Here is a 22,211-nt window from a genome sequence, read left to right on the forward strand (position 1 = left end):
CGCCGCAAGGTCACGTCCCGAGGGACTCCACGCGGCGCATCACGTCGCGGCAGAACGCTCCGACGGCGTTCGGGTCGTCGGTGAACTGGGACGGCTTGACACAGAAGGTGGTGAAGCCCTCGGCCAGCTGCTCGGGGACGGACTCCAGCGCCTGCGCGAGGTCGGCGCACGAATGGTCGTCGGGGAAGACGGCCCGGGTGCCGCCGATCATCTCCAGGTCGGCGATGTCGCGCCCGGCGTCGGCCATCGCCGTCGCGAGCTTCTTCATCTCCTCGGGCGTCGGACGCCCGAGCGGGTTGAAGGCATGGCCGTACCGGACGATCCTCCGCACCATCGCGTCGTGCATCCCGGCGCCGCCGAAGCACAGCCGCGGGCCGTCGGGGCGGTGCGCCTTCGGCTCGAAGTAAACGTCCTGGAAGGAGTGGTGCTCGCTGTGGTGCGAGACGGGGGACGGGCCCCACAACTTGGCCCAGACCTCCAGGTGTTCGTCCAGCAGCTTGCCGCGCCGGCTGAACGGCACACCGAGGGCGGCGTATTCGTCGCGGCTCCAGCTGACGTTGGGCAGCACCATGAGCCGGCCCTCGGAGAGGAGGTCGAGGGTGCCCAGTTCGCGGGCGAGCAGGAGCGGGTGGCGCAGCGGCGCGATCACGGCGGACGCGGCGAGCCGTATCCGCTCGGTGACCGAGGCGATGGCGCTGAGCAGCATGAGGGAACTGGGCCAGGGCATGTACGGGTCCTGGTTGCCCGGGAGCGCGTAGTCGCGCGGATTGCCCATGACACCGTTCGCCCCGGCGTCCGGGCCGAGGACGACGTGCTCGCTGATCATGACGGAGTCGAAGCCGGCGTCCTCGGCCTCGCGGGCCCAGCGGACCAGGACGGGCAGATCCGCGCGGCCTTTGGTCATCGTCCAGTTCTCACTGAGGACGAGCTGCATGCGGGGTGTGGGCATCGGATGGGTCCTTGTGGTCCGGGCGGAAAGAGTTCGTTCGGGTGGTGGGTTCGTTCGAGACTGATTCGTTTGAGGTCAAACATTAGGAGCGGGGGTGCGGACCGGCAAGGGGCCGGGATGCCCGACTTCGATCAGGGCCAGGTGTTGTGCGGGCGACGGCCGCGACATAACGTACGGCCTCAAACGAGATTTCGGCGTTCCCCTCCTTCGTGGCCTACGCCTCGGCCGTCACTCAGGCGCCGCCCCGCCCCGCCGCGCCTCCTCCCGCATGGAGCGATCGATGCCGCACAACACTTCTCCCGCTGCAGCCGAGAACTCGGCACGCAGACCCGCACGGCCGCTCACCCTGGTCGACGTGGTCGCGCAGTCCGTCGGCTTCATGGGCCCGGTCTTCTCCGTGTCCGTACTGCTGCCGATGCTCGTCGGCGTCACGACCGCCACGGGCAACGGCGCCGGCGGAGCCGCCCCGCTCGCCGTACTGCTCGGCACCATCGGCATGCTCGGCATCGGCTGGATCGTCTCCGCCTACGCGCGCCGCATCCACACCGCGGGCTCGCTGTACAACTACGTCACCGAGGGCCTCGGCGCCCGGGCCGGCGCGGCCGCGGGCTACGTCTACTACCTGGGCGTACTCGTCCTGGGGGCGGGCATCGCCGTCCTCGTCGGGGGCACGCTGCACGACGATCTCAAGACCGAGTTCGGGTTCGCGGCGGTGCCCGTGTGGGCGTGGCAGCTGTGCCTGCTCGGCGTGCTCCTCACGATCGTGCACCTCGGCGTCCAGGTCTCGGTCAAGGCCCAGTTGGTGCTCGCGCTGATCTCCATCGGTGTGCTCGCCGTCTTCTTCGTCCACGTCATCGTCGCGGTGGGCGCCGACAACAGCCTGTCCGCCTTCTCCCCCGCCAGCTCGGCGCAGGGCTGGAGCGGCATCGCCTTCTCGGTCATCTACGGCGTCCTCCTCTTCACGGGCTTCGAGGCCGCGGCCAACCTCGCCGAGGAGACGGCCGAGCCCCGGCGCGCCATCCCCCGGGCCGTACTGATCTCCATGCTCGCCGCCGCCGTGTTCTTCCTGCTCGGCGCCTACGCGCAGATCGCCGGCTTCCACTTCAGCGTCCACGCGGTGGCGCAGAACGCCGGTGCCCCGCTCGTCGCCCTCGCCTCACCCGAGGCGTTCGGTACGACCTGGGTGGCCAGGCTCGTCGAACTCGTCATCCTGCTCGACATGTTCGCCGTCTACATCGGCATCTCCGTCTCGGTGACCCGGGGCGTGCTGACCATGTCCCGCGACGGCTGGCTGCCGAAGCCTCTCGGGAGGCTCAGCGCACGGCGGGGCACCCCGGTCGTCGGCACCGTCCTGGTCGGCGCCGGCTATCTCGCCGTCATCCTGATCAGCCAGGTCCTCCCGGCCGCGGTCGCGGTGCCCGGACTTCCCGACCACGTCGGCTGGTTCGCCTGGCTGTCCGCCTTCGGGGTGTTCAGCCTGGCCGCCATCTATCTCGCCATGTGCCTCGGGGCGCCGCGGGGACTGCGCGATCACCCCAACAAGCCTTTGGTGTGGGCGAGTTCCCTCGTCGGTCTGGTGATCACCGGCGGCGCGCTGTTCGGCGCCGTCTACCGGGTGCCGGCGCCGACCATCTGGGCCGCGGACGCCGCTGTCGCCGTCATCGTGGTGGCCCTGCCGGCGGCCTTCCTCGCGGCGCGCCGCTCAGGCTCGGCGTCACGCACCGGGACGGCGCCGTCGCCCGCCCTCGCCGAGGCCGCCGAGGCCTGACACGCAGGTACCGACATCCGGCCGGCCCGAGCGCACACCCCGGGCCCCGCCCACCCCCTCACCCACGGAGTTACTCGTGCACCCCACCGGATCCTCATCACCCGCACCCGTCCACCTGGTGGCGGGCGCCAGCAGCGGCATCGGCGCCGCCGTGGCCGCTCAGGCGGCCGCCGCCGGAGCCCGCGTCGCCATCTGCGGACGGCGGCCCGATGCCCTGCGCAAGGTCGCCGAGGACTGCGGAGCCACTCCCTACGTCGCGGACGTCACCGCCCGCGACGAGGTCGAGGACCTGGTGGCCGCCGTCCTGCGGGACCACGGGCGCCTCGACGGCATCGTCGCCAACGCCGGAGTGATGCGCCCCGGCGGCGTGCTCGACCTCAGCGACGAGGACTGGGACACGACCCTGCGCACCAACCTCACGTCCGTGTTCCTGCTCGCCCGCGCCGGACTTCCCCATCTCGTCGAGTCCCGTGGGGCGTTCGTGACCGTCGGCTCCATCGCCGGGCTGCGCGCCTCGGGAGGCATGTCCGCGTACGCCGCCTCGAAGGCCGGAGCCGCCATGCTGACCACCACCCTCGCCGCCGAGTTCGGGCCGCGTGGGGTACGCGCCAACACCGTGTGCCCCGGCTGGACCCGCACCGAGATGGCCGACGAGGAGATGCGCGAGTTCGGCGGGCCGCTCGGTCTCGGCGTCGAGGAGTCCTACGCGCAGGTGACCGCCCTCGTGCCGCAGCGCCGCCCCGCCGAGCCGCGCGAGATCGCGGACGCCGTCCTGTGGCTGCTCGGCCCGCAGTCCTCGTACGTCAACGGCGCCACGCTCACCGTCGACGGCGGCACCACCGTGGTGGACCCGGGCGCGGTGCCCTTCGACTTCCGCGTCAGCGAGCGCTGACGCGGAAGACCGGTCCTGCTGAACGCCGTCAGGCCCAGTGGACCTGCGCGTGGGCCGGGGCGCTGCGGGTGCCGTCCGGGGCGACCGCCACCAGATGCAGCGTCGTGGTGGCCTCGCCCTCGGTCCGCGCGAGGGCCTTCACGTAATACACCTCGTCGCGTACCCGGCCGACCACCTCGCGCCGGCCGTCCGGCAGGTCGCGGTACACGTCGTAGTACCAGACGCCCCGGTCCTGGAACCGCCAGGACAGGAACACCTCGGCGGTGCCGTCCTGGACGTGCGCGGCGTCCACGGTGAAGCCCGAGGGGGTCTGCGGGCGGGCGGGGCGCTCGCCGGCGAGGAGGGCGAGTTCGCCGAGGTTCACCGCGTACGTGCCCTGGCGGGGGGAGGAGACCCGGACGCCGATCGCGGCGATGGTCCGGCCCTCGAACACGCCGAGGCCGCGGACGACCGTGTTCCAGGAACGGTTCGTGGTGCGCCCGGCCGGCAGCCACACGAAGCGGGTGGGAGCGTCGGCGAAGATCAGGCCCACCTCCAGGCCGCTGTCCGCGCCGGCCCGCCCCGTCGTGAAGGTGACGGACAGCCGCTCGCCGCCGGTCACCTTCAGCGCGGTCTTGAACAGCCGCACCGTGGTGGTGTTGTCGGGGCCGAGGTCGCCCGCGATGCGCAGGGAGGAACCCCCGTCGTGGGCGAGCGTGTAGTCGTAGTCGACGGTGAGCGGCGCGCCGCTGCCCGCGCTGCGCGTCCAGAACTGCCAGGTCGGCAGGATGTCCTGGATGCTCGCGTTGTTCCAGTCCCGGTCGCCCGCGCGGTGGCCGTCGAGGAAGAAGGCGCGGCCGTGGCCGGTGTTGAAGCGGGTGACGAACGGGAACGAGCCGATGACGGACCGCTCGGTGATGTACCGGGCGACGCCGTCCCACTTCTTGTGATTGTCCGCGTCGCGCGGCTTGCCGTCGTCCTCGTAGGGCCACGGCACGTACTCGGTGCGGCCGGTGCGGGTCGGGTCCTCGTTCGGTCCTGACCAGTAGCGGCGCTCCCGCTGGAAGACGCCGTCCTGCGCGTCGGGGTTGTCGCGGTCCGGGTAGCGGTCCCAGACGAACTGCGAGCCGAACAGCGCCCAGCTGGTGCGCGCCGGCTTACCCTCGGGAAAGACGAGGCGGGTGTCGTAGGGCGGGTTGTAGCCGTACTTCTCGTTCTCCGTGCCGTGGAAGACGACCTCGTACGGGTCGAGGCCCAGCTTCTCCGCGGTACGGCGGGAGGTCTCGACCTGCTCGTCGTCCGGCATCCAGTAGTTGGCGAACAGGCTGTTGTTGACCGGGGTTTCGCCGTTCTGGATCCACGGGGCGTTCTTGTCGTTGAGCTGGTTCTGGTAGTCCAGCTTCCCGTCGACCATGATCGTGTCGTACCACTGGAGGTGGAAGCCCTCGGGCGCGTGGGCGCGCAGGTACGTGAGCATCTCCATCAGCTCGGCCGCGTCCGCCGGTGCGGTGGTGGCCTCCTGGTTGATGAAGTAGCCGTCGAAGCCGAAGTAATCGGCCATCTCGATCAGCTTGTCCGCCACCGGGAAGCTGCCGTCGGCGCGCCGCTCCAGGTAGTCGGAGAAGGCGCCGGACCGCGGCCAGAACCAACAGCCCAGGCTCTTCGCGCCGTTGCGGTGGGCGGCGTCGGTGTAGGCGGGGTTGGGCAGGTTGATCAGCCCGTGCTCGGGGTTGCTCGTCGGTGAGCCGTCGACGGGCATGCCGTGCCAGGAGGCGTACAGGTCGGTGTACTGCCAGAAGCGGAGGAGGCGGCGGGCGAAGACGTCGTTGTACTTGTACGCGGTGAAGAAGGAGTTGTCGTAGTCGTAGCTCAGGTTCATCAGCTGCGGGCCGGTCGCGAGCGCCGGGTTCGCCTGGGTCGCCGCGAACGGGGCGATACGGGTGGCCAGCGGGACGCGCGAGCGGAAGTACTTGGCGTAACGGTCGGTCTGCGGGCTCCAGTTCTTGATGGAGGCCGCGTTGTAGCCGTGCATGAACGGCTGGTGCGGGGCGCGGCCCGGGGCCGGGTCGGTGGCGGCGTACGCGGGCGCCACGGTCAGCCCGGCCGGACCGGCGAGTCCGACCGTCACCCCGGCCGCTCCGAGCAGGCCGATGAACGTTCTGCGATCCATGTGCGGATCACCCCTTCACTTTCTCATCGAGAACGGTGAACTCGCAGGCCACAGGCCCTGCTTCGGGGCATTTCTCGCAAACTAATGCGCTTTAGTCAACAGAACTGAAGCGCTTTAGTTCTGAGCTGCCGCGGGCCAGCAACAGGCAGGCGGCGCCGCGGGCGTGCTCGATGTCCCGCCAGGGCGCCACGGTGATCTCCGGGTCGCGCAGCGGCTCGATCACCCCTGCGGCCGCCGCGGCCTCGAAGGACGGGCCGAGGAACGGCCACAGCACATGCCCCTCGCCGATGACCTTGACCGCTTTGACCGCAAGGACGTTCACCACGCCGGCGACGCACCGGCCGAGCAGCGCGCCGGCCTCGGCGAGGATGGCGAGCACCGCGGGCTCACCGCGCTCCGCGGCCCCGACCAGGCCGGGCAGCCCCTCGCCCAGGCCCGACACGCCCGCGCGTCGGGCCTGTTCGACGAGCGCCGACTGCCCGGCCAGGGCCTGCAGACACCCGCGGTTGCCGCAGGTGCAGCGGGGTCCGGCGGGGTCGACGGGCAGATGGCCGAACTCGCCGGACGAGCCGTCCGCCCCGCACTGGACGCTGCGCCCGAGGACGACGCCCAGGCCGAGTCCGTCGCCGATGCCGAGGACGAGGAAGTCGTCGCGTTCCCGGCCCATGCCGAAGAGCAGTTCGGCGGTCGTGCTCGCCCGCAGGTCGTTGTCGACGAGCACCGGTACGGGCAGCCGGCGGGCGAGTTCCCGGCCGAGGGGCAGCTCGCGCCAGCCCATGATTCCGGAGAGCCGCACGACGCCCGATTCCGGGTCCGTCATGCCGGGGACGGCGACTCCGATCCCGCGTACGGGCGTGGTGTGCCGCCGCGCGTCGATCTCCCGGAGCAGGGTCTCGACCAGCAGCGGTACGGGCGCGTCCGCGATGCGCAGCGGCAGTCGGAACTCGTCGACGATCTGCCCGTCGAGCCCCACGACGACACCGGCGAGATGGTCCACCGCGATGCGCACACCGAGGACATGGGCCGCGTCGGGCACCAACTGGAGCGGCACGCGCGGGCGTCCGGTGCCCGACGTGCGGGGCGGGAGTTCCCGCAGGAACCCTTCGGCGAGCAGCCGGCGCGTGTGCTCGGTGACGGTCGCCGCGCCGAGGCCTAGCCGGTGGGCGATCTCGGCCCGTCCGAGGGGCCCGGCCGCCCCGAGGAGGGCGAGGATCTCGGTCCTGGTCAGATCCCCGCGGACCTGGCGTCTCGTCATCTCATCCCCCATCGTGCCGCCGCACTCACCGTGCGAAGGACCTTGACGTCCGACCTTTGGCGATCCTACTGTCCGGCTTTACTCGGTGCCGAAGAAAGTCGCCACGCACCACCGCACCAGCCCAACCGGCCGCCGTACGGCGGTACTTATGGAGGTCAGAGGATGCGAAAGCGTGCCGCTCAGCTGGTCAGCGTCTCGGTCGCGGGGGCGCTCGTCGCACTCGCCGGCTGCGGTGGACAGTCATCGGGAGGCGGCGGAGGCCATAAGAGCTCCGATGGATCGGTGACGCTCAGCTGGCAGATGTGGGCGAGCGGCTCGGACGAGGAGAAGCAGCTGAAGCACCTCGCGTCGCTGGTCACCGAGGAACACCCCGACATCAAGGTCGACCTCAGAACGGTCCCGTTCAAGGACTACTTCACCAAACTCCAGACGCAGGCCGCCGGCGGGGACGAGCCGTGCATCGTGAGCATGCAGAGCCTGCGGCTGCCCGGCTTCGCCGAACTCATGGAACCGCTCGACAGTCATCTGGGCAAGGCGGCCGTCTCGACGGACGGCATCGAACCGGCCGCGCTCAAGGCCCTGGAGCGGAACGGCAAGCAGTACGCCCTGCCGATGGACCTCGCCACGATGCTGATGTACTACAACAAGGACGCGTTCGCGCGGGCGGGCGTCGCCGAGCCCGGCGCCGGCTGGACCGTGCAGGACTTCGAGAAGGACGCCAAGTCGCTGACGGGGAAGGGCAGAACGGGGTTCGGTCTGTCCTTCTCGGACCTCAACTCGCTGACCATGGCGCTGACGTACAACGGTGCCCGGCCGGTCACCGCCGGCGGCAAGCCGCAGCTCGACGACCCGGCGATGGTCAAGGCCTTCACCTGGTACTCCTCGCTCGCCACCAAGGACAAGGCCGCCAGCGTGCCGGCGAGTTCGAGCGACGGCGGCTGGGCGGAGACCCAGTTCGTGAACGGCAACACCGCCATGGCGGTCGACGGCACGTGGAACCTCGGATCGCACACGAGCGAGGCGAAGTTCAAGGTGGGTGTGGCGCCGATCCCCGCGGGGCCGGGCGGCTCGAAGACGTATGTGGCCAACTCCGGTTTCGGGATCTCCAAGGCGTGTGCGTACAAGGACGAGGCGGCCAAGGCAATCGGCGTGCTCACGGGACCCGAGGCGCAGAAGTACCTCGCCGGCCAGGGCCGGGTCTTCCCTGCGCGGACCGACGCCAAGGCCGACTACGAGAAGTTCCTCACCGGGCAGGACGCGGGCAGCGCGGGCACGGTCAAGGCCGGCATGAAGGCTGTCCGCGACGGCCTGGCGGGCGGTGAGCCCTTCGTCGGCACGGAGAACTGGGACGAGGTCAACACCCTGTTCAGCCAGTACCTGTTGGAGGCCTACACCGGCTCGAAGACCGCGAAGCAGGCCCTGACGACCATCCAGCAGAAGGCGGCTCACTGACCGTGGCGATTCAGGAGATCCGCCGGCCCGCGAGGGCCGGCGCGCCGCGGCCCGCCGGGCGCGACGGCGGGAGCCCCCGCAAGCGGGAGCGCTGGTACGCCTACGGGTTCCTCTCCCCGGGGATCATCGGGCTCACCGTCTTCACCCTGTTCCCGGTCGCCATGGCGGTCGTGATGAGCCTGTACGACTGGCCGGTCTTCGGGGAACGGTCCTTCGTCGGGCTCGACAACTTCCGGTATCTGCTGTCCGGGGACCCCACGTTCCTGGTCTCGGTGCGCAACACGTTCGTCTTCACGGCACTGTTCCTGCCGCTGAACGTGCTGCTCTCGCTGGGCCTCGCGTTCTGGATCTCGAAGAGCCGGTGGCGCGGTTTCTTCCGCGTCCTGTTCTTCGTCCCGGCCATCACGCCGATGGTGGTCAACGCGGTGATCTGGAAGCTGCTCTACCAGCCCGGCGGTGTCATCGACCACTATGCCGCCAGCTGGTTCGGCATCGACGCGCCGAACTTCCTCGCCGATCCGGGCACGGCGATGCTCGCCGTCGTCGCCATGAGCGTCTGGCAGGGCATCGGCTACAACATCATCGTGTTCTCCGCCGCCATCGACGAACTGCCGCAGTCGGTGCTCGAAGCGGCCGAGATCGACGGGGCCGTGGGGATCCGGAAGTTCCTCCGCGTCCAGCTGCCGCTGATGTCCCCGGCCGTCTTCTTCGTCACCACCATGACCATGATCACGTCGATGCAGGTCTTCACCCAGACCTACATCCTGACCAAGGGCGGGCCGGGCGACTCGACCGTGACGATGGTGCAGAACGTGTACGAGAACGGCTTCGTCTCCCGCGACCTCGGCATCGCCGCCGCGGGCGCCTGGATCCTCTTCGCCGTCATCCTGCTGATCACCGCCGTGCAGTTCCTCGCCCAGAGGCGGTGGGTGCACTATGAGCACTGAGTCCACAGCCCGCCTTGCCCGACCGGGTCGCACCGTGCGCACCGTCGTGTCCCATGTCCTGCTCGGCCTGGTGGCCCTGCTGTTCCTCGCGCCGGTGCTGTACGCGGTGGCCACGGCGCTCAAGCCGCCCGGGGAGACGTTCACCAGTCCCCCGTCGCTGATGGGCTCCGAACTGCGCTGGCGGAACTTCGCCGACGTCTTCGACTATCTGCCGTTCCAGCGCTTCATCCTGAACGGTCTGCTGGTCGCCACGGTCGGCACGGTCGTGGTGCTGGCCGCCTCCTCCCTCGGCGCCTACGCGTTCGCCCGGCTGAGGTGGCGGGGCCGGGAGGGCCTGTTCGTGGTCTTTCTGGCGACGCTGATGGTCCCTCAGGAAGTCCTGGTGGTCCCCATGTTCATCCTCATGCAGGAGTTCGGCTGGGTGAACAGCTTCCAGGCGCTGATCTTCCCGTGGGCGTTCACCGCGTTCGGCACGTTCCTGCTGCGGCAGTTCTTCCGCGGCATCCCGTACGAACTGCAGGAGGCCGCCACGCTCGACGGCTGCTCCCCGCTGCGGACGTTCCTGTCCGTCATGCTGCCGATCGCCCGTCCCGCCCTCGGCGTGCTCGCCGTCTTCACGTTCATCAACTACTGGAACAGCTTCCTGTGGCCGCTGATCACCGTGAACGACATCAACTCGCTCGGCACCGTCCCGGTCGGCCTCTCCCTGTTCTTCGGCCAGAACGGCGACCACTGGCATCTGGTGATGGCCGCGTCGGTGATCTCGCTCGTACCGACCCTGCTGCTGCTCATCGCCCTCCAGAAGCACCTGGTCAAGGGCATCGCGGCCACGGGTATCGCCGGCCGCTGAACCGGCCCGCCGACCCGGCCCTTCCTCAAGGAGGCTCTCCTGCTGCTCTTCGACCGCCGCACCGGCCCCGACCTCGGCACCGAGGCGCCCGTCTACCCGTCCACCGAGGTGCCGAAGTGGTACGCCGACGCCAAGATCGGTGTGTTCGTCCACTGGGGGATCTACTCGGTGCCCGCCTGGGGCACCCCCCTCGAACCCGGCGCCCACACCCCCGTCGAGCTCGAGTTCGTCCACCACCCCTACGCGGAGTGGTACGCCAACACCGTGCGCATCCCGTCGTCACCGACCCGCCGCTTCCACGAGAGCACCTACGGCGTGGGGACCTCGTACGAGGATCTGGCCGACCGGTGGACGACGGAGCGCTTCGACCCCGACGCGTGGATGTCCCTGTTCGCCGAGTGCGGGGCACGCTATGTCGTGCCCACGGCCAAGCACCACGACGGGTTCTGCCTGTGGGACTCGGCGACGACCCCGTTCACCGCGGCGCGCCGTGGCCCCCGCCGGGACCTGATGGCGGAGCTGAGCGGGGCCGCGCGCCGGCGCGGGCTGCGGTTCGGGGTGTACTACTCGGGGGCGCTCGACTGGCACGCCGGCACGTTCCCGCCGATCCGCTCGCTCACCGACCTGTTCGAACTGCGCCGCAACGACCGCGCGTTCGCCGACTACGCCCACGCACAGCTCACCGAGCTGATCGAGCGGTTCCGCCCCGACTACCTGTGGAACGACATCGACTGGCCGGACAGCGGCAAGGGACGCGGCCAGAAGGACCTCGCCGCACTGTTCACCCACTATCTGGAACACGTGCCGGACGGTCTGGTCAACGACCGCTGGGGAGTGCCCTGTTTCACCGTTCCCACCCGGGAGTACGTGAGCGAGGAGCGGCGGTCGGAGCGTGTGTGGGAGGCGTGCCGCGGGCTCGGGCAGTCCTTCGGCCACAACGCCGTCGAGGACGACCGGCATCTCATCAGCGGCACGGAACTCGTGCACCTGCTCGTCGACACCGTCGCCAAGAACGGCAACCTGCTCCTCAACGTCGGCCCGCGGGCGGACGGTTCACTGCCGGAGAACCAGGTGGAGCGGCTGCACGCGCTGCGCCGCTGGCTCGCGGTCAACACGGCGGCGATCCACGGCACCCGGCCGTGGCGGCGGCACGCGGAACCGGCAGGGCACCCCGTCCGCTACACCACGGCCGGCGGCACCCTGTTCGTCACCGACCTCGACCCTGGCGCGGGCGGGACACCCCTGCCCGCCGACATCACCGCCCTCGCGGCGGGGCGTCCGGCGGCCTGGCTGACCCCGGGCGGCCACGCGCCCGCGACGATCGACAGGGACGGAAGGGCGCCGGTGCCGGAGTCGCTGCACGACAGCGAGGCGGCGGTGCTGGCGATCGAGTCGGGCGCGGGGTGACGGAGGGGTCCGTGAGGGCGCCGCGACGGGACCACACCTGCCCCCTTACGACTTACGACGTCCGGGCCGAAGGAAACGGGGCCGAAGGTGTGAAGCCCGGCGGGTGCAGGGTCAACGTGGGCAGTGGGTTGGGGGGCTTGGTCGGGGCTCCCGGCGGCGGCGCCTTCGGGGAGCTCTTGTCGTCGGAGGGGCTGCTGTCCGGCGAGGGGATGGTGGAGGGCTTCGGCTTCTTGCCACCCTTCCCCTCCTTGGCGCCCTTGCTCCCCTTGCCGCTCTCCTTCCCCTTCTCCTTCCTGTCCGGCGTGTGCGTCGACGGAATGTCTGCGGCCGGCTCTCCCGTCGTCGGCACCGCCTGGTCCGAGTAGACCCGCATCCAGCTCAGCACCAACTCCAGGTACGCGTCGGAGTGGTTGTAGGCGAGCACGGCCCTGCGGATGCCCTCGTCCCGCGTCAGGTCGCCGCCCGCCTGGCACAGATAGCGGCCCGCCGCCAGCCAGGCGTCGTCGATCTGGTGCGGGTCGGCCACCCCGTCGTGGTTGCCGTCGCTGCCCCAGCGGCGCCACGTGGAGGGGATGAACTGGGCGGGGCCCACGGCACGGTCCCAGGTGCGGTCCCCGTCCCAGGCGCCGTTGTCGGTGTCGTGGATGGCCGCCACGCCCGGACTGCCGTCAAGTCGCGGACCGAGTATGGGACTTCGCGTGCGGCCCCGCGCGTCCAGGGCGCCGCCCCGGGCATGTCCTGACTCCACGCGGCCGATCGCCGCGAGCAGGGGCATGGGGATTCCGCACTGCGGAGACTCCGATGCCAGGGCCCGCACGGCACCCCGGTACGCCTCCAGGACGCGGCCGGGTATCCCGTACACCGCGGGGACGCTCCGCAGCAGAGGTTCGGCGGCGCTGTTCTTGTGTCCCTTCCCGCCCGCGTCCTCGAAGGGCACCGGGCGCGTGTCCGGTATCACCGTCGGCGCGTCGGGATACAGCGGCGGGCTGCCGCCGCCCGGCTGGGACCGCGTAAATGACGGGCTTGTGGCCGCCGCGGGCGACATGACCGCCAGCTGCCAGACCGTCGCCGTCGCCATGCCGCCCGTCGCGGCCACGGCGATGGCCCCGGTGAGGATCCGGTACCAGAGCAGGGACCGGCGCCGCTTGCCGTTGTCCTTCGCGAGGGGAATGCTCATGCGGCTCACCAGCAGAACGCCTTTCCACCGGACATCGCCATCCACCCGCCGCCCGCACCCCGCATGGCGAAGGCGCACCTGGTGTCCTTGGAGCCCTGGCCCGCGACGTACGTCAGCGGGACGGTCAGCCCGTCGAAGGTCTGGCCCCGGAAGGTGGTGAGCTCCTTGATCAGGCCGGCCCTGGTGATCTCCCCGGCGCCGCGTGCCGCCTTCTCGAACACCTTCGCCGAGGCCCAGCCCTGCGCGGCCGCGGGTCCTGGCGCCTTCCCGTCGCCGTACCTGCTCCAGGCGGAGGTGAACGGGGCCGAGCCGGGCGCCGACGACCCCTTGAAGGGGAACACGGGGGTCACTGCCAGTACGTTCTTGAGGCCGGGCTTGGAGGCGGTGGCGCCGTCCACCGTCGCACCCGGCTGCAGGAACTGCGGGGAGAAGTTCTGCCGGCTGCAGGACGAGGCGACTCTGCTCACGGTGTTGGGGTCCCCCGCGACCAGCATCAGCTGGACGCCCGCGTTGCGCGCCTGGATGCACTCGGCCGTGAAGTCGGGCTGGGTCACCGAGATCTTCGCGCTGTACACGGGGTCGAGGCCATAGCGCTTGGCCGCGTTGCCACTGCCGAAGAAGCGCTCGTACACGTGGGTGCACGCGTCGGAGTCGGTGCAGATGAGGGCCCCGAGCTTCTTGCCCTTGCCGTACTTCGCGCCGACCTGGGCGAGGCCGTCGAGCACGGAGTTGGTGCCGGGGCACTCACTGAACAGCATCGGGCTCTCGTTCCACGCCGTGGTGGAGCAGTCGCCGCCGATGACGGGGACCTTCTTCTGCTCGACGTAGCTCCGCCACGCGTTCATGGTCTGGGTGGTGGTGAACGAGGCGACGATCGCGACGGCCTTGCGCTGCTCGACCAGCTCCTGCATCTGGCTGCGTCCCTTGGAGGCGTCGCCGCCGTCGTCCATGACGATCACCTGGACCTTGCGGCCGTTGATGCCGCCGCCCGCGTTGACGGTCGCCGCCCAGGCCTGCAGCGCGCGCGGGCCCTGCGCGAAGGCAACGCCGCCGGGTCCCGATGTCGTGCCGACACTGCCGATGACGATGGGGCCGCCCCCGCCCTTGGCGCCCGGCTTTCCGCCGCCGCCGGAGGCGGAGCCCCCGCCACCGCCGCCACCACCGCCGCCGCCGGTTCCCGACCCGCTCCCGGACGACCCGTCGGTCTTCGTGCCGCCGCCCGCCGCGGAGTCGGACGACCCGTCGGCGCCGACAGCGCTGTCCGCACCGGCGGCTCCGGTGGCGACGTTCCCGCCGCTGCCGACGGAGCGCACGACGGTGTCATGATCGACCCGGCTGCCGCAGGCGGCGAGCACCAGGCTCAGCACACCCACGGCCGCCAGGGTGGCGCGCCTACGAATGGGGGTCATGGGGTCTCTCCTCCATGGTCACGTGTGTGCGCCCAGGTACTGGGCGACCAGGCGGTCGCTGTCCAACTCGCCGGGCTCCCCGGCGAATTCGATGCGGCCCCGGTTCATCAGGTAGACGTAGTCGGCCAGTTCGAGGGCGCGGGAGACGTACTGCTCGACGAGGAGCAGTGCGCGGCCGTCGTCGGCGAGCCTGCCGAGGAACTCGAAGATCTCGTCGACGACGACGGGCGCGAGCCCCATCGACACCTCGTCGAGGAGTACGTAGTCGGCCTCGGTGACGTAGGCGTGGGCGAGCGCCAGCATCTGCTGCTGGCCGCCGCTCAGCGAGCCCGCGAGCTGGCCGAGCTTCTGTCCGAGGACCGGGAACACGGAGACGGCGCGTTCGACGGCCTCCCCGACATCACCGCCGGCCGCCTGGATGAGGATGTTCTCCTTGACGGTCAGGGTCGGGAACACCCCGCGCCCTTCGGGGACATGGCAGACGCCGCTCCTGGCCAGGGTGTGGGCACGCTTGCCGGTGAGGTCCTCGCCGTCCACGCTCAGGCGTCCCGAGGTCGGCGCCAGGAGGCCGGAGGCCACCCGGAGCAGGGTCGTCTTGCCCGCGCCGTTGGTGCCGAGCAGGGCGACCACGGACTTCGGCGGGAGCCACAGACTGACGTCGCGCAGGACGCGCGCACCGCCGTATCCGGCGCTGATGCCGTCGAGTTGCAGCACTACGCGGCCTCCGATCCCAGGTAGGCGGCGCGCACGGCGGAGCTCGCGCGCACCTCGGCCGGCGTGCCCTCGAAGATCATCTGGCCGAAGTCGAGGACGTACAGGTAGTCGCAGACCGACATGACGAGGCCCATGTCGTGTTCGACGAGCAGCACGCCGCAGCCGCGCTGGGCCACGACCCTGGTGACGATCTCGCCGAACTTCTCCGTCTCGGCGGTGTCGAGGCCGGACGACGGCTCGTCGAGCAACAGCATCTGGAAGTCACCGGCCAGCACCCGGCCGAGGTCGACGAGGCGCCGCTGCCCGGTGGAGAGCGAGCCCGCGATCTCGTGGCGCAGGGCGCGCAGTCCGCACAGCTCGATCACCTCTTCGGTGGCGGCCCGTACCGCTCTCATCTCGGCGGGTGTGGACAGGAGTTGCTTGAGGGGGTGACTGCGGGCCAGACCCGCCTCGCGCCCTAGCGCGATGTTCTGCTCGACCGTGAGGGAGTCGAACAGGTCCATCCGCTGGAAGGTCCGCCCGAGGCCCAGCTGGGCGCGGGCGGCGGGCGGGCGGCCCGTGATGTCCTTGCCGAAGAGGCGGATCTCGCCCTGGGAGGGGCGCAGCAGTCCGGAGCAGGCGTTGAAGGTGGTGGTCTTGCCCGCACCGTTGGGACCGATCAGGCCGGTGACGCGGCCGAGCGGAGCGGCGAAGTCGGCCGAGTCGACGGCGGTGTTGCCGCCGAAGCGGATGGTGAGGTCCTTGATCTGGAGGCCGGTCGAGTGTGCGGAACTCTCAGGAGCGGAACTCTCAGGAGCGGAACTCTCGGGATCCGTCCCGCTCATCGCGCCGTCCGTTTCCTCGCTCATCGCATCGCCTCCTTCCTCGCTCATCGCGTCGCCCCCTTCGCCAGGCCGGTGCCCACGCGGACCCGCGCGGGTGCCGATCGGGCGACGCGCGCCCGCCTGGCCACCGTGAGCCGCTGCGCCGCCGGGCCGGGTACGCCGAGGCGCTCGCCCGAGCGCGAACCCTGTGGCGCGTCGAGCTCGTCGAGCGGCTGCCCGCTTCCGCGGCGCTTCGCCGCCCTCGCCTCGTACAGCGCGACCAGGAGCGCGCCGAACCCGAAGAGCACCGGGAGCGCCTGGGCGAGGGTGCCGTCGGTCAGGTAGGCCGGGACCACGGCGACGAGTACCGCCGCGAGGGACGGGCCCGCCGCGCGCAGCCCCGCGCAGAGCACCAGGACGGTCAGCCAGGTCAGCGAGGTGTACGAGAGGAAGGGCGCGCCTGTGGCGGAGCGGCCCTGGGACGCGTACAGGGCGCCCGCGACTCCGGCGACGAACGCGGAGATGGCGAAGACGGTGACACGGGTGACGTTCACCCCGAGGCCGAGGGTGGAGAGCGTCGTGGGCGAGTCGGCCATCGCACGCAGGAGTCGCCCGAGTCGGCTGCGGCCGACGAGTGCGATGAGGAGGGATCCGGCGACGGCGAAGGCGAGCAGTACGTAGTAGAAGGCTTCGTCGCTCTCGAAGAGGGCGGGGCGTGGTGCGGGCAGCGTGTTGGTGGCGCCGAACATCCACGACGTGCCGTAGACCGCCCGTTCCAGGAGCAGCCCCAACCCGAAGGTGGCCAGGGCGAGATAGAGCCCCGAGAGCCGGATCGCGGGGATCGCCACCAGCATGCCGACCGGCACGGCGACCACACCCGCGAGGAGCACGGCGAGCAGCCACGGCAGCCCGGCGCCGACCACGAGATGCGAGAACGTCGAGGAGCCCACCGCGACCAGGGCGGCGTGCGCCAGCGAGACCTGGCCCGAGGTGCGGACGAGCAGATGCAGCGAGGCGAAGATCAGCACGAACACCAACGCCGAGGAATAAACGGGGAGTTTGGACGCGGCGACGAGCGGGACGCCTGCCGCGAGCAGCACCGCGACGACCGCGGTGATCCGCGCGGAGGCACGGCTCATCAGTGGCTTCGACGCGGGCGCCGGACGGTGTCCGCCGATCTCGGCGAGTCTGCCGCGGCCGACGAGGAGCAGCACCGCGAACAGCACGACGAACGGCATCGCGGGCGGCAGACCCGCGAACGTCTCGGAGTGGGAGACCCACTTGGTGGCGAGCGCGGCGAGCACGCCGATGAGCAGTCCGCCCGCGTACGTCAGCGGGAGGCTGGAGAAGAGTCCGACCGCCGCGGCCCCGTACGCCTGCACGACCAGGAGGGTCAACAGGAGGACGTCCAGGCCGAGTTGGGGTGCGAGCAGGACGCCGGACGCGGCGGCGAACCAGCAGCCGATGAGCCAGGCCCGGCTGCGTACCGCGAACGCACTGGTGCCGGAGAGCTCCAGGAGGTCCGGGTTGTCGACGACGGCCCGCATCCGTACGCCCATCGCGGAGAGCCGGAAGAAGGCGAAGAACCCGAGCGCGCAGGCCGCCGCCACGATCGCCGAGGTCAACTGGTCTATGCCGACGTTGACGCCGATCACGGTGACGGTGCGAGTGGGCAGGAAGCCGGGGAAGTCGAGGGCCGCGCCGCCGTAGCCGGCGAGCAGCGCGCTCATGACGATCAGCTGAAGGCCGATCGTGGCGACGATCTTCGTGGCCACGGTGCCCGCGGCGAGCGAGCGGGTGACGCGCTCCATCAGGAGGGCGATGAGCGGCGGGACGACGATCACGGCCACGCCGAGCGCGACGGGCCAGGGCAGCCCGCGCAGGGTGCGCAGGTCGTAGTAGACGAACGCGGAGACCGCGGCGATGGAGCCGTGCGCGAAGTTGAAGATGCCGGACGTCTTGTAGGTGAGGACGAGGCCCATGGCGGCGAGGCCGTACACGGATCCGGTGGTGACGCCGACGACGAGGAACGGCAGCAGGTCGTTCACGGTGCACACACCCCGCACGGCTCTCCCGCGCCGGGAGCGGCGGGCGTCACGTCCTTGCCCGCCACCAGCGGGCAGTCGGGGTGGTGCACACGGTCCATGCCCTGGGCTCGCACCAAGGGGAGCGCGAGTGTGTCGTCCGCCGGCCCGGGGCGAGGGGTGCGGGTCGTGTGCGCGTGCGTGTCCCTGGCGGACGTGTCCCCGGCGTACGTGTCCCCCGCGGACGTGTCCTCGTCGTCCGCGGGCGCCAGGGCGATCAGCGCGACGCGGCGCTCGCCGAGCGTGCGGCGGGCCCGCAGCAGCCAGAGGCAGAACCCGCCCGCGCAGACGGCGAACCCGGCGACGCCCAGGTTCAGCCAGGCCGCCTGCCGCGCGGTCGACACCTCGGCACTCGCGCCGAACCAGGAGGTGACGAGCAGGGCGAGCCCGGCCAGGCTGGTGCCGCAGACGGTCATCACGTCCCGGTCGCGCCAGGGCACGGTGCGCCCGTCCACGCCACTCATCGAACCGTGCCTTCCGCTGCGGGGGTCTGCGCGGGACCCTGGGATGCCGGTATGGGCGCGGGCGCTGGCGCGGACGACGTGGGCCCGGGCGTGGGAACCGCCGTCTCACCGGCCGCCCGCAGCGCCTGCTCGATCCGGTCGAGCTTGCGCCACTCGTCGCGCAGGTCCGCCGAGAGCCACAGCGCGCTCGACACACCGAGCAGGAACAGGCTGCCGAGCCCGGCACTGACGACGTAGGGCAACTGCTCGGCGGGATACGGCGTGCCGCTCACCCCGCGCCAGCCGAGGACGAGGGTCACGGCGCCCGCCAGTGCGGTGACCGCGGCGGTCACCCGGTCCCACTGACTGCGTATCCGGGTCAAGAGGTCCATCGAGTCTTCACTCCCAACAGGCGCAGCAGGGTGCCGCCGGCGAACGTGGCCACGGCGCCGAACGCGAGCACGATGTAGAGGCCGGTGACACCCATGTCGGTGGGGTTCGCGGCGAGTTGGACGGGTGGGGTGTCCTTGGGCGGCGCGGCAGGGCCTGCGTCGCCGGACGGTGTCTTCGGGGCGGGCGCACCGCCACCCGCGGGTGCCTGCGCACCGGGCGCCTCGTGACCGCCGCCGCCCGCGCCGGAGGGTGCCTGCGGTGCCCCCACGGGCGGCAGGCCCCCGCTGTGGGGAGGCGGCTCGACGCGGCCGGCGGCGGCGGAGGCACGGCCGAACACATACGTGAGGGTGTAGACCGCCCCGGACTGGGTGTCCTGCTGACGGGCCTGCACCTCGATCCCCGCCGACTCGACACCGTGCGCGGTGCGCTTCTCGTCCAGGTAGCGGATCCTGACGCCCGCGGCCGACAGGGCCTTGTTCAGAGCGGCGGCCGGATCGCCCCCGGGCACACCGGGCACGCCGGGCAGTTTCGTGGTCCGCCCCAGGGCCTTGAGGCCGTCGGGGGTGATCTCGACGGTCTGGCCCGCGATCCGGGTGCGGCCGACGGTGAGTTCCGAGTGGCGTACGAGCTTGCCGTGGCGGTCGGCGGTGGCGCTCGCGGAGCTGAGCACGCGGCCGAGTTCGAGGACCCCGTTGACCGACCACGGCCGGGTGTCCGCCGTCGCCTTCGCCGTCCCGGTGAGAGTGCCCGGGTCGACCGACGTATCGGCGACCACCCTGGTGGACGCCCCCGTGCCGTCCTGCCCGAGGACGGTACTGGCCTCCGCCCGGGTGGACGTCTTGGTGCTGTGTGCGCGCATGACGTGCGGATCCTGACCGGCCTGCGCGCTGCCGTCGGACGGGTACTTGGAGGCCGCGTACAGCGGATAGCCGGGGAACTTCTGCCCGGTCTGGCCGCCGAGCAGCGCGGGGGCGGAGATGACGGTCTCGCCGGGATACGGGCTGCCGGCCCACCCCGACGACTCGCCGACCGCGTAGTCCACGCAGGACTCGGCCGCCGGGACGCCCACCCCGGCGGGCGCTGACAGCAGGGTGTCGTTACTCGCGCTCACGGTCACCTGCACGCCTTGCGCCGTCGCGGTGACCGGGCAGTCGCCGCCCGCCGCGTCGTCCTGCCCGGCCGCACCGGCCGCACCGGCCGACGCCGGCAGGAACACCAGAAGGGCGACCGTGCCCGCCCCGCAGAGGGCGCGGGGTCGCCAGAGGGTGGAGAGTGGTCCTCGCACGGACATCGACGCCCTTCACGTAGCCGGGTCAGTGAGATGTGACAGGTCGTCAGATATGCCTGACCCGCCGCACTCTGTGGCTGCGCACGCCGACGCGGAAGGGGCGCGGCGGCCACATCCCACTCAACGGAGCCGCCACTCCCGCTCAGTGAGACTCACCGACGGACGGGGGAGCCGCGGTCGGGAACAGAACGCGAGAACAAAAGGTGAGGATTCTGTATATGCGAGGCAGGGTCGCCGCAAGGGTCTCGCCCCTGGCGGGCGGACCGTCGACACTGGGCCGTCCCCACACAGAACAACCGGCCTGCACAACACGATTCGGCCCGCACAGAACGATGGGCCCGCACAGAACAACCGGCCCGCTCAGAACGATCGGCCCGCTCTCTCACTCTCTCGCTCTCTCGGTGGAGGCTGCCATGACGGTAACGGCGACGGCCGGCGGAACCCCGGGGAACGCCCCCGCCCCGATCTCCATGATCGAACGCATGACGGTCATCCTCGACGCGTTCGACCCCCAGACGCCCAGCCTCTCCCTGCTCGACCTCGCCGAACGCACGGGACTGCCCCGCTCGACGCTGCACCGCATCCTCGACCAGATGATCCGGCTGCGCTGGCTCACCCACTCGACCGGCAGCTACCGGCTCGGCCTGCGCACGCTGGAGCTCGGCGGGCGCGCGGCGGGGCACAGCGAGATCAGGGATGTCGTCACGCCACTGCTGCACGAGCTGTGCCGGCGCACCGGTCTGGCCGGCCACCTCGCCGTGCTCGACGGGCGTGAGGTGGTCTTCCTGGACAAGGCGGGCGGCCGGTGCGCCGCCCAGCTGCCCACCGGGCTCGGGGTTCGCCTGCCCGCGCACACGACGGCGGTCGGCAAGGCGATCCTCGCCACCCTCGACCCCGGCCTGGTCGACTCGGCGTATCGCGGGCCGCTCCCCCTCAGCACCCCGCGCACCCTTCGCACGGCCGCGGACCTGCGCCACGAGCTGGCCAGGATCCGTCAGCGGGACGGCCTGGCCCTCGACAACGAGGAGACTCTGTCGGGCATCCGCTGCGTCGCCGCCCCCTTGCGCGGCGGCGGCCCAGCCACGGCCGCACTCTCGGTCTGCGGGAACCATCAGGCGGTGGATTTCAAGGAGTTGGCCCCGCTCGTGCGCGATCTCGCGGGCGAAGCGCAGAGGGCACTGTTCTCACGCCTGCAGCAGCGGCGGGTGGGCTAGGGCAGGGGCTCGGCAGGACAGTACCCGACGGCGCGACGCTCCTGCAACCAACGGGTTGCAGTCATGGGTCTCGATGTGCAATCGTTGAGTTGCAGGTCGATGCGCGTGAGACAACCGCCCGAGGGAGAAAGCCATGAACGAGACCACCTACACCGACACCGAGCTCGACGAGCTCGACCGGATCGCCCGGCAGATCGACATCGACGCCCCCGCGGAGCAGGTCTGGGAGCTGGTCGCTCGCCCCGGCTGGTACATCAACGACGGCACGGTCGAGGCCGACCCGGACCTGCGCCACGAGGGCGACGTGGCCGTGGTGCGCCATCCGACGCTGGGCGAGTTCCGGTTCCGTACGGTGACGCTGGACAAGCCGCGCTATGCCGCGTTCCGCTGGATCGGCACCCCGTACAGGGATCAGTCGACGGCCTCGACCCTCGTCGAGTTCTGGATCGACGAGCGGGAGGGCGGCGGGGTGACGCTGCGCGTCCTCGAGAGCGGGTTCTCCGGCCTCGCCGACGACCCGGCCGTGTGGCTGAAGGAGCGCGAGGGAAACGACAAGGGGTGGCTCGCCGAGCTGGAGGCCGCGAAGGTGTTCGTCGAGAAGTCCGCGCCGGCCCCGGCGACACAGCCGTGACCGCCACCGCCACCCTCCCCGTCGTGTGTGCCGCGCTCGGCGATCCGATGCGCTGGGAGATACTCACCCGGCTCGGCGAGGGCCCGATGTCGGCGTCCGCGCTGGCCAGGGTGTTGCCGGTGAGCCGTCAGGCGATCGGCAAGCACCTGGAGGTGCTGCGCGAGGTCGGCCTCGTCGAGTCCGAGCAGCGCGGGCGCGAGGTCGTCCACCTCGCCATCGGCGCCCGGCTCGGCACCCTGGCCCGGGAACTGGACCGGATCGGCCGCTCCTGGGAGACCCGTCTGCTGCGGATCAAGGAACTGGCCGAGCGCCCCGGCCCGGACACCCCCAAAGCTCCCGAAGCTCCCGAAGCCTCCGACTGAAGTCGGACGACTCACGACGAGACG

20 protein-coding genes are annotated in these 22,211 nt (G+C 71.2%); 9 read left to right on the forward strand and 11 right to left on the reverse strand.

What is annotated here, in order from left to right; translation table 11 throughout:
- Positions 1-10 precede the first annotated feature (10 nt).
- The gene (locus EOT10_RS18275) at positions 11-949 is read right to left on the reverse strand and encodes a TIGR03619 family F420-dependent LLM class oxidoreductase (protein ID WP_223281046.1); all 939 of its coding nucleotides are present in this window, start codon (positions 947-949) and stop codon (positions 11-13) included.
- Between the two features lie 280 nt (positions 950-1,229).
- Here EOT10_RS18275 and EOT10_RS18280 point away from each other — a divergent pair, with 280 nt between their 5' ends.
- Both EOT10_RS18280 and EOT10_RS18285 read left to right on the forward strand, forming a co-directional pair.
- Positions 1,230-2,717, forward strand: coding sequence for an APC family permease (locus tag EOT10_RS18280; RefSeq protein WP_189491736.1), 1,488 nt, complete (start codon positions 1,230-1,232; stop codon positions 2,715-2,717).
- A 76-nt stretch (positions 2,718-2,793) separates the two neighbouring features.
- Positions 2,794-3,609, forward strand: coding sequence for an SDR family NAD(P)-dependent oxidoreductase (locus EOT10_RS18285; protein WP_127829305.1), 816 nt, complete (start codon positions 2,794-2,796; stop codon positions 3,607-3,609).
- 28 nt (positions 3,610-3,637) lie between these two features.
- Here the strand turns inward: EOT10_RS18285 and EOT10_RS18290 are convergent, their stop codons facing one another.
- The gene (locus EOT10_RS18290; RefSeq protein ID WP_127829306.1) at positions 3,638-5,758 is read right to left on the reverse strand and encodes an endo-beta-N-acetylglucosaminidase; all 2,121 of its coding nucleotides are present in this window, start codon (positions 5,756-5,758) and stop codon (positions 3,638-3,640) included.
- 91 nt (positions 5,759-5,849) lie between these two features.
- Positions 5,850-7,013: an ROK family transcriptional regulator gene (locus tag EOT10_RS18295; protein ID WP_189491739.1), complete on the reverse strand. Its 1,164-nt coding sequence runs from the start codon at positions 7,011-7,013 to the stop codon at positions 5,850-5,852.
- Positions 7,014-7,175: 162 nt separating this feature from the next.
- Here EOT10_RS18295 and EOT10_RS18300 point away from each other — a divergent pair, with 162 nt between their 5' ends.
- The 4 genes from EOT10_RS18300 (at position 7,176) to EOT10_RS18315 (ending at position 11,669) form a co-directional block, all read left to right on the forward strand.
- Positions 7,176-8,465, forward strand: coding sequence for an ABC transporter substrate-binding protein (locus tag EOT10_RS18300; protein ID WP_127829308.1), 1,290 nt, complete (start codon positions 7,176-7,178; stop codon positions 8,463-8,465).
- Between the two features lie 2 nt (positions 8,466-8,467).
- Positions 8,468-9,412 (forward strand): carbohydrate ABC transporter permease, encoded by a 945-nt coding sequence (locus EOT10_RS18305; protein WP_223281047.1) that lies wholly within the window; start codon positions 8,468-8,470, stop codon positions 9,410-9,412.
- A gap of 34 nt (positions 9,413-9,446) precedes the next feature.
- On the forward strand, positions 9,447-10,262 hold the full coding sequence (locus EOT10_RS18310) for a carbohydrate ABC transporter permease (RefSeq protein WP_223281048.1): 816 nt from the start codon (positions 9,447-9,449) through the stop codon (positions 10,260-10,262).
- A gap of 108 nt (positions 10,263-10,370) precedes the next feature.
- On the forward strand, positions 10,371-11,669 hold the full coding sequence (locus EOT10_RS18315) for an alpha-L-fucosidase (RefSeq protein WP_223281049.1): 1,299 nt from the start codon (positions 10,371-10,373) through the stop codon (positions 11,667-11,669).
- 52 nt (positions 11,670-11,721) lie between these two features.
- On the opposite strand, the gene EOT10_RS18320 is transcribed toward EOT10_RS18315, so the two are convergent.
- The 8 genes from EOT10_RS18320 to EOT10_RS18355 are packed head-to-tail and all read right to left on the reverse strand — an operon-like array spanning position 11,722 to position 19,977.
- Complete coding sequence (locus EOT10_RS18320) at positions 11,722-12,846, reverse strand: lytic transglycosylase domain-containing protein (protein WP_127829311.1); 1,125 nt, start codon at positions 12,844-12,846, stop codon at positions 11,722-11,724.
- Between the two features lie 5 nt (positions 12,847-12,851).
- Entirely contained in the window at positions 12,852-14,255 is a 1,404-nt protein-coding gene (locus EOT10_RS18325) for an ABC transporter substrate-binding protein (protein WP_127829312.1), read from the reverse strand.
- An 18-nt stretch (positions 14,256-14,273) separates the two neighbouring features.
- Positions 14,274-14,969, reverse strand: a complete 696-nt coding sequence (locus tag EOT10_RS18330; RefSeq protein ID WP_127829313.1) for an ABC transporter ATP-binding protein — start codon at positions 14,967-14,969, stop codon at positions 14,274-14,276.
- Positions 14,969-15,817, reverse strand: a complete 849-nt coding sequence (locus tag EOT10_RS18335) for an ABC transporter ATP-binding protein (RefSeq protein ID WP_223281050.1) — start codon at positions 15,815-15,817, stop codon at positions 14,969-14,971. The genes EOT10_RS18330 and EOT10_RS18335 overlap by 1 nt, the downstream gene beginning before the upstream one ends.
- Before the next feature lie 20 nt (positions 15,818-15,837).
- Complete coding sequence (locus tag EOT10_RS18340) at positions 15,838-17,820, reverse strand: branched-chain amino acid ABC transporter permease (protein ID WP_127829315.1); 1,983 nt, start codon at positions 17,818-17,820, stop codon at positions 15,838-15,840.
- Entirely contained in the window at positions 17,817-18,311 is a 495-nt protein-coding gene (locus EOT10_RS18345; protein ID WP_127829316.1) for a hypothetical protein, read from the reverse strand. Before EOT10_RS18345 ends, EOT10_RS18340 begins: the two co-directional genes overlap by 4 nt.
- Positions 18,312-18,316: 5 nt before the next feature.
- Complete coding sequence (locus EOT10_RS18350) at positions 18,317-18,691, reverse strand: hypothetical protein (RefSeq protein ID WP_189491743.1); 375 nt, start codon at positions 18,689-18,691, stop codon at positions 18,317-18,319.
- The gene (locus EOT10_RS18355; RefSeq protein ID WP_189491746.1) at positions 18,679-19,977 is read right to left on the reverse strand and encodes a hypothetical protein; all 1,299 of its coding nucleotides are present in this window, start codon (positions 19,975-19,977) and stop codon (positions 18,679-18,681) included. Before EOT10_RS18355 ends, EOT10_RS18350 begins: the two co-directional genes overlap by 13 nt.
- Positions 19,978-20,393: 416 nt before the next feature.
- On the opposite strand from EOT10_RS18355, the gene EOT10_RS18360 reads away from it, so the two are divergent.
- The 3 genes from EOT10_RS18360 to EOT10_RS18370 all read left to right on the forward strand — a co-directional run bounded on the left by EOT10_RS18360 (position 20,394) and on the right by EOT10_RS18370 (position 22,187).
- The gene (locus EOT10_RS18360) at positions 20,394-21,194 is read left to right on the forward strand and encodes an IclR family transcriptional regulator (RefSeq protein ID WP_127829318.1); all 801 of its coding nucleotides are present in this window, start codon (positions 20,394-20,396) and stop codon (positions 21,192-21,194) included.
- 133 nt (positions 21,195-21,327) lie between these two features.
- Positions 21,328-21,825 carry an SRPBCC family protein gene (locus EOT10_RS18365; RefSeq protein ID WP_127829319.1) on the forward strand — a complete coding sequence of 166 codons (498 nt, stop codon included), beginning with the start codon at positions 21,328-21,330 and terminating at the stop codon, positions 21,823-21,825.
- A complete protein-coding gene (locus EOT10_RS18370) occupies positions 21,822-22,187 on the forward strand; it encodes an ArsR/SmtB family transcription factor (RefSeq protein ID WP_127829320.1) in 366 nt (121 codons plus the stop codon). Before EOT10_RS18365 ends, EOT10_RS18370 begins: the two co-directional genes overlap by 4 nt.
- Positions 22,188-22,211 lie beyond the last annotated feature (24 nt).

The sequence above is a fragment of the Streptomyces antnestii genome (genome assembly GCF_004005495.1).
Taxonomy (GTDB): domain Bacteria; phylum Actinomycetota; class Actinomycetes; order Streptomycetales; family Streptomycetaceae; genus Streptomyces; species Streptomyces antnestii.

Bases quoted from the DNA above. Each gene is read 5' to 3' on its own strand.
- EOT10_RS18275 (WP_223281046.1), bottom strand. From the start codon at position 949: ATGCCCACACCCCGCATGCAGCTCGTCCTCAGTGAGAACTGGACGATG.
- EOT10_RS18280 (WP_189491736.1), top strand. From the start codon at position 1,230: ATGCCGCACAACACTTCTCCCGCTGCAGCCGAGAACTCGGCACGCAGA.
- EOT10_RS18290 (WP_127829306.1), bottom strand. From the start codon at position 5,758: ATGGATCGCAGAACGTTCATCGGCCTGCTCGGAGCGGCCGGGGTGACG.
- EOT10_RS18295 (WP_189491739.1), bottom strand. From the start codon at position 7,013: ATGACGAGACGCCAGGTCCGCGGGGATCTGACCAGGACCGAGATCCTC.
- EOT10_RS18300 (WP_127829308.1), top strand. From the start codon at position 7,176: ATGCGAAAGCGTGCCGCTCAGCTGGTCAGCGTCTCGGTCGCGGGGGCG.
- EOT10_RS18320 (WP_127829311.1), bottom strand. From the start codon at position 12,846: ATGAGCATTCCCCTCGCGAAGGACAACGGCAAGCGGCGCCGGTCCCTG.
- EOT10_RS18325 (WP_127829312.1), bottom strand. From the start codon at position 14,255: ATGACCCCCATTCGTAGGCGCGCCACCCTGGCGGCCGTGGGTGTGCTG.
- EOT10_RS18335 (WP_223281050.1), bottom strand. From the start codon at position 15,817: ATGAGCGAGGAAACGGACGGCGCGATGAGCGGGACGGATCCCGAGAGT.
- EOT10_RS18350 (WP_189491743.1), bottom strand. From the start codon at position 18,691: ATGGACCTCTTGACCCGGATACGCAGTCAGTGGGACCGGGTGACCGCC.
- EOT10_RS18360 (WP_127829318.1), top strand. From the start codon at position 20,394: ATGACGGTAACGGCGACGGCCGGCGGAACCCCGGGGAACGCCCCCGCC.
- EOT10_RS18365 (WP_127829319.1), top strand. From the start codon at position 21,328: ATGAACGAGACCACCTACACCGACACCGAGCTCGACGAGCTCGACCGG.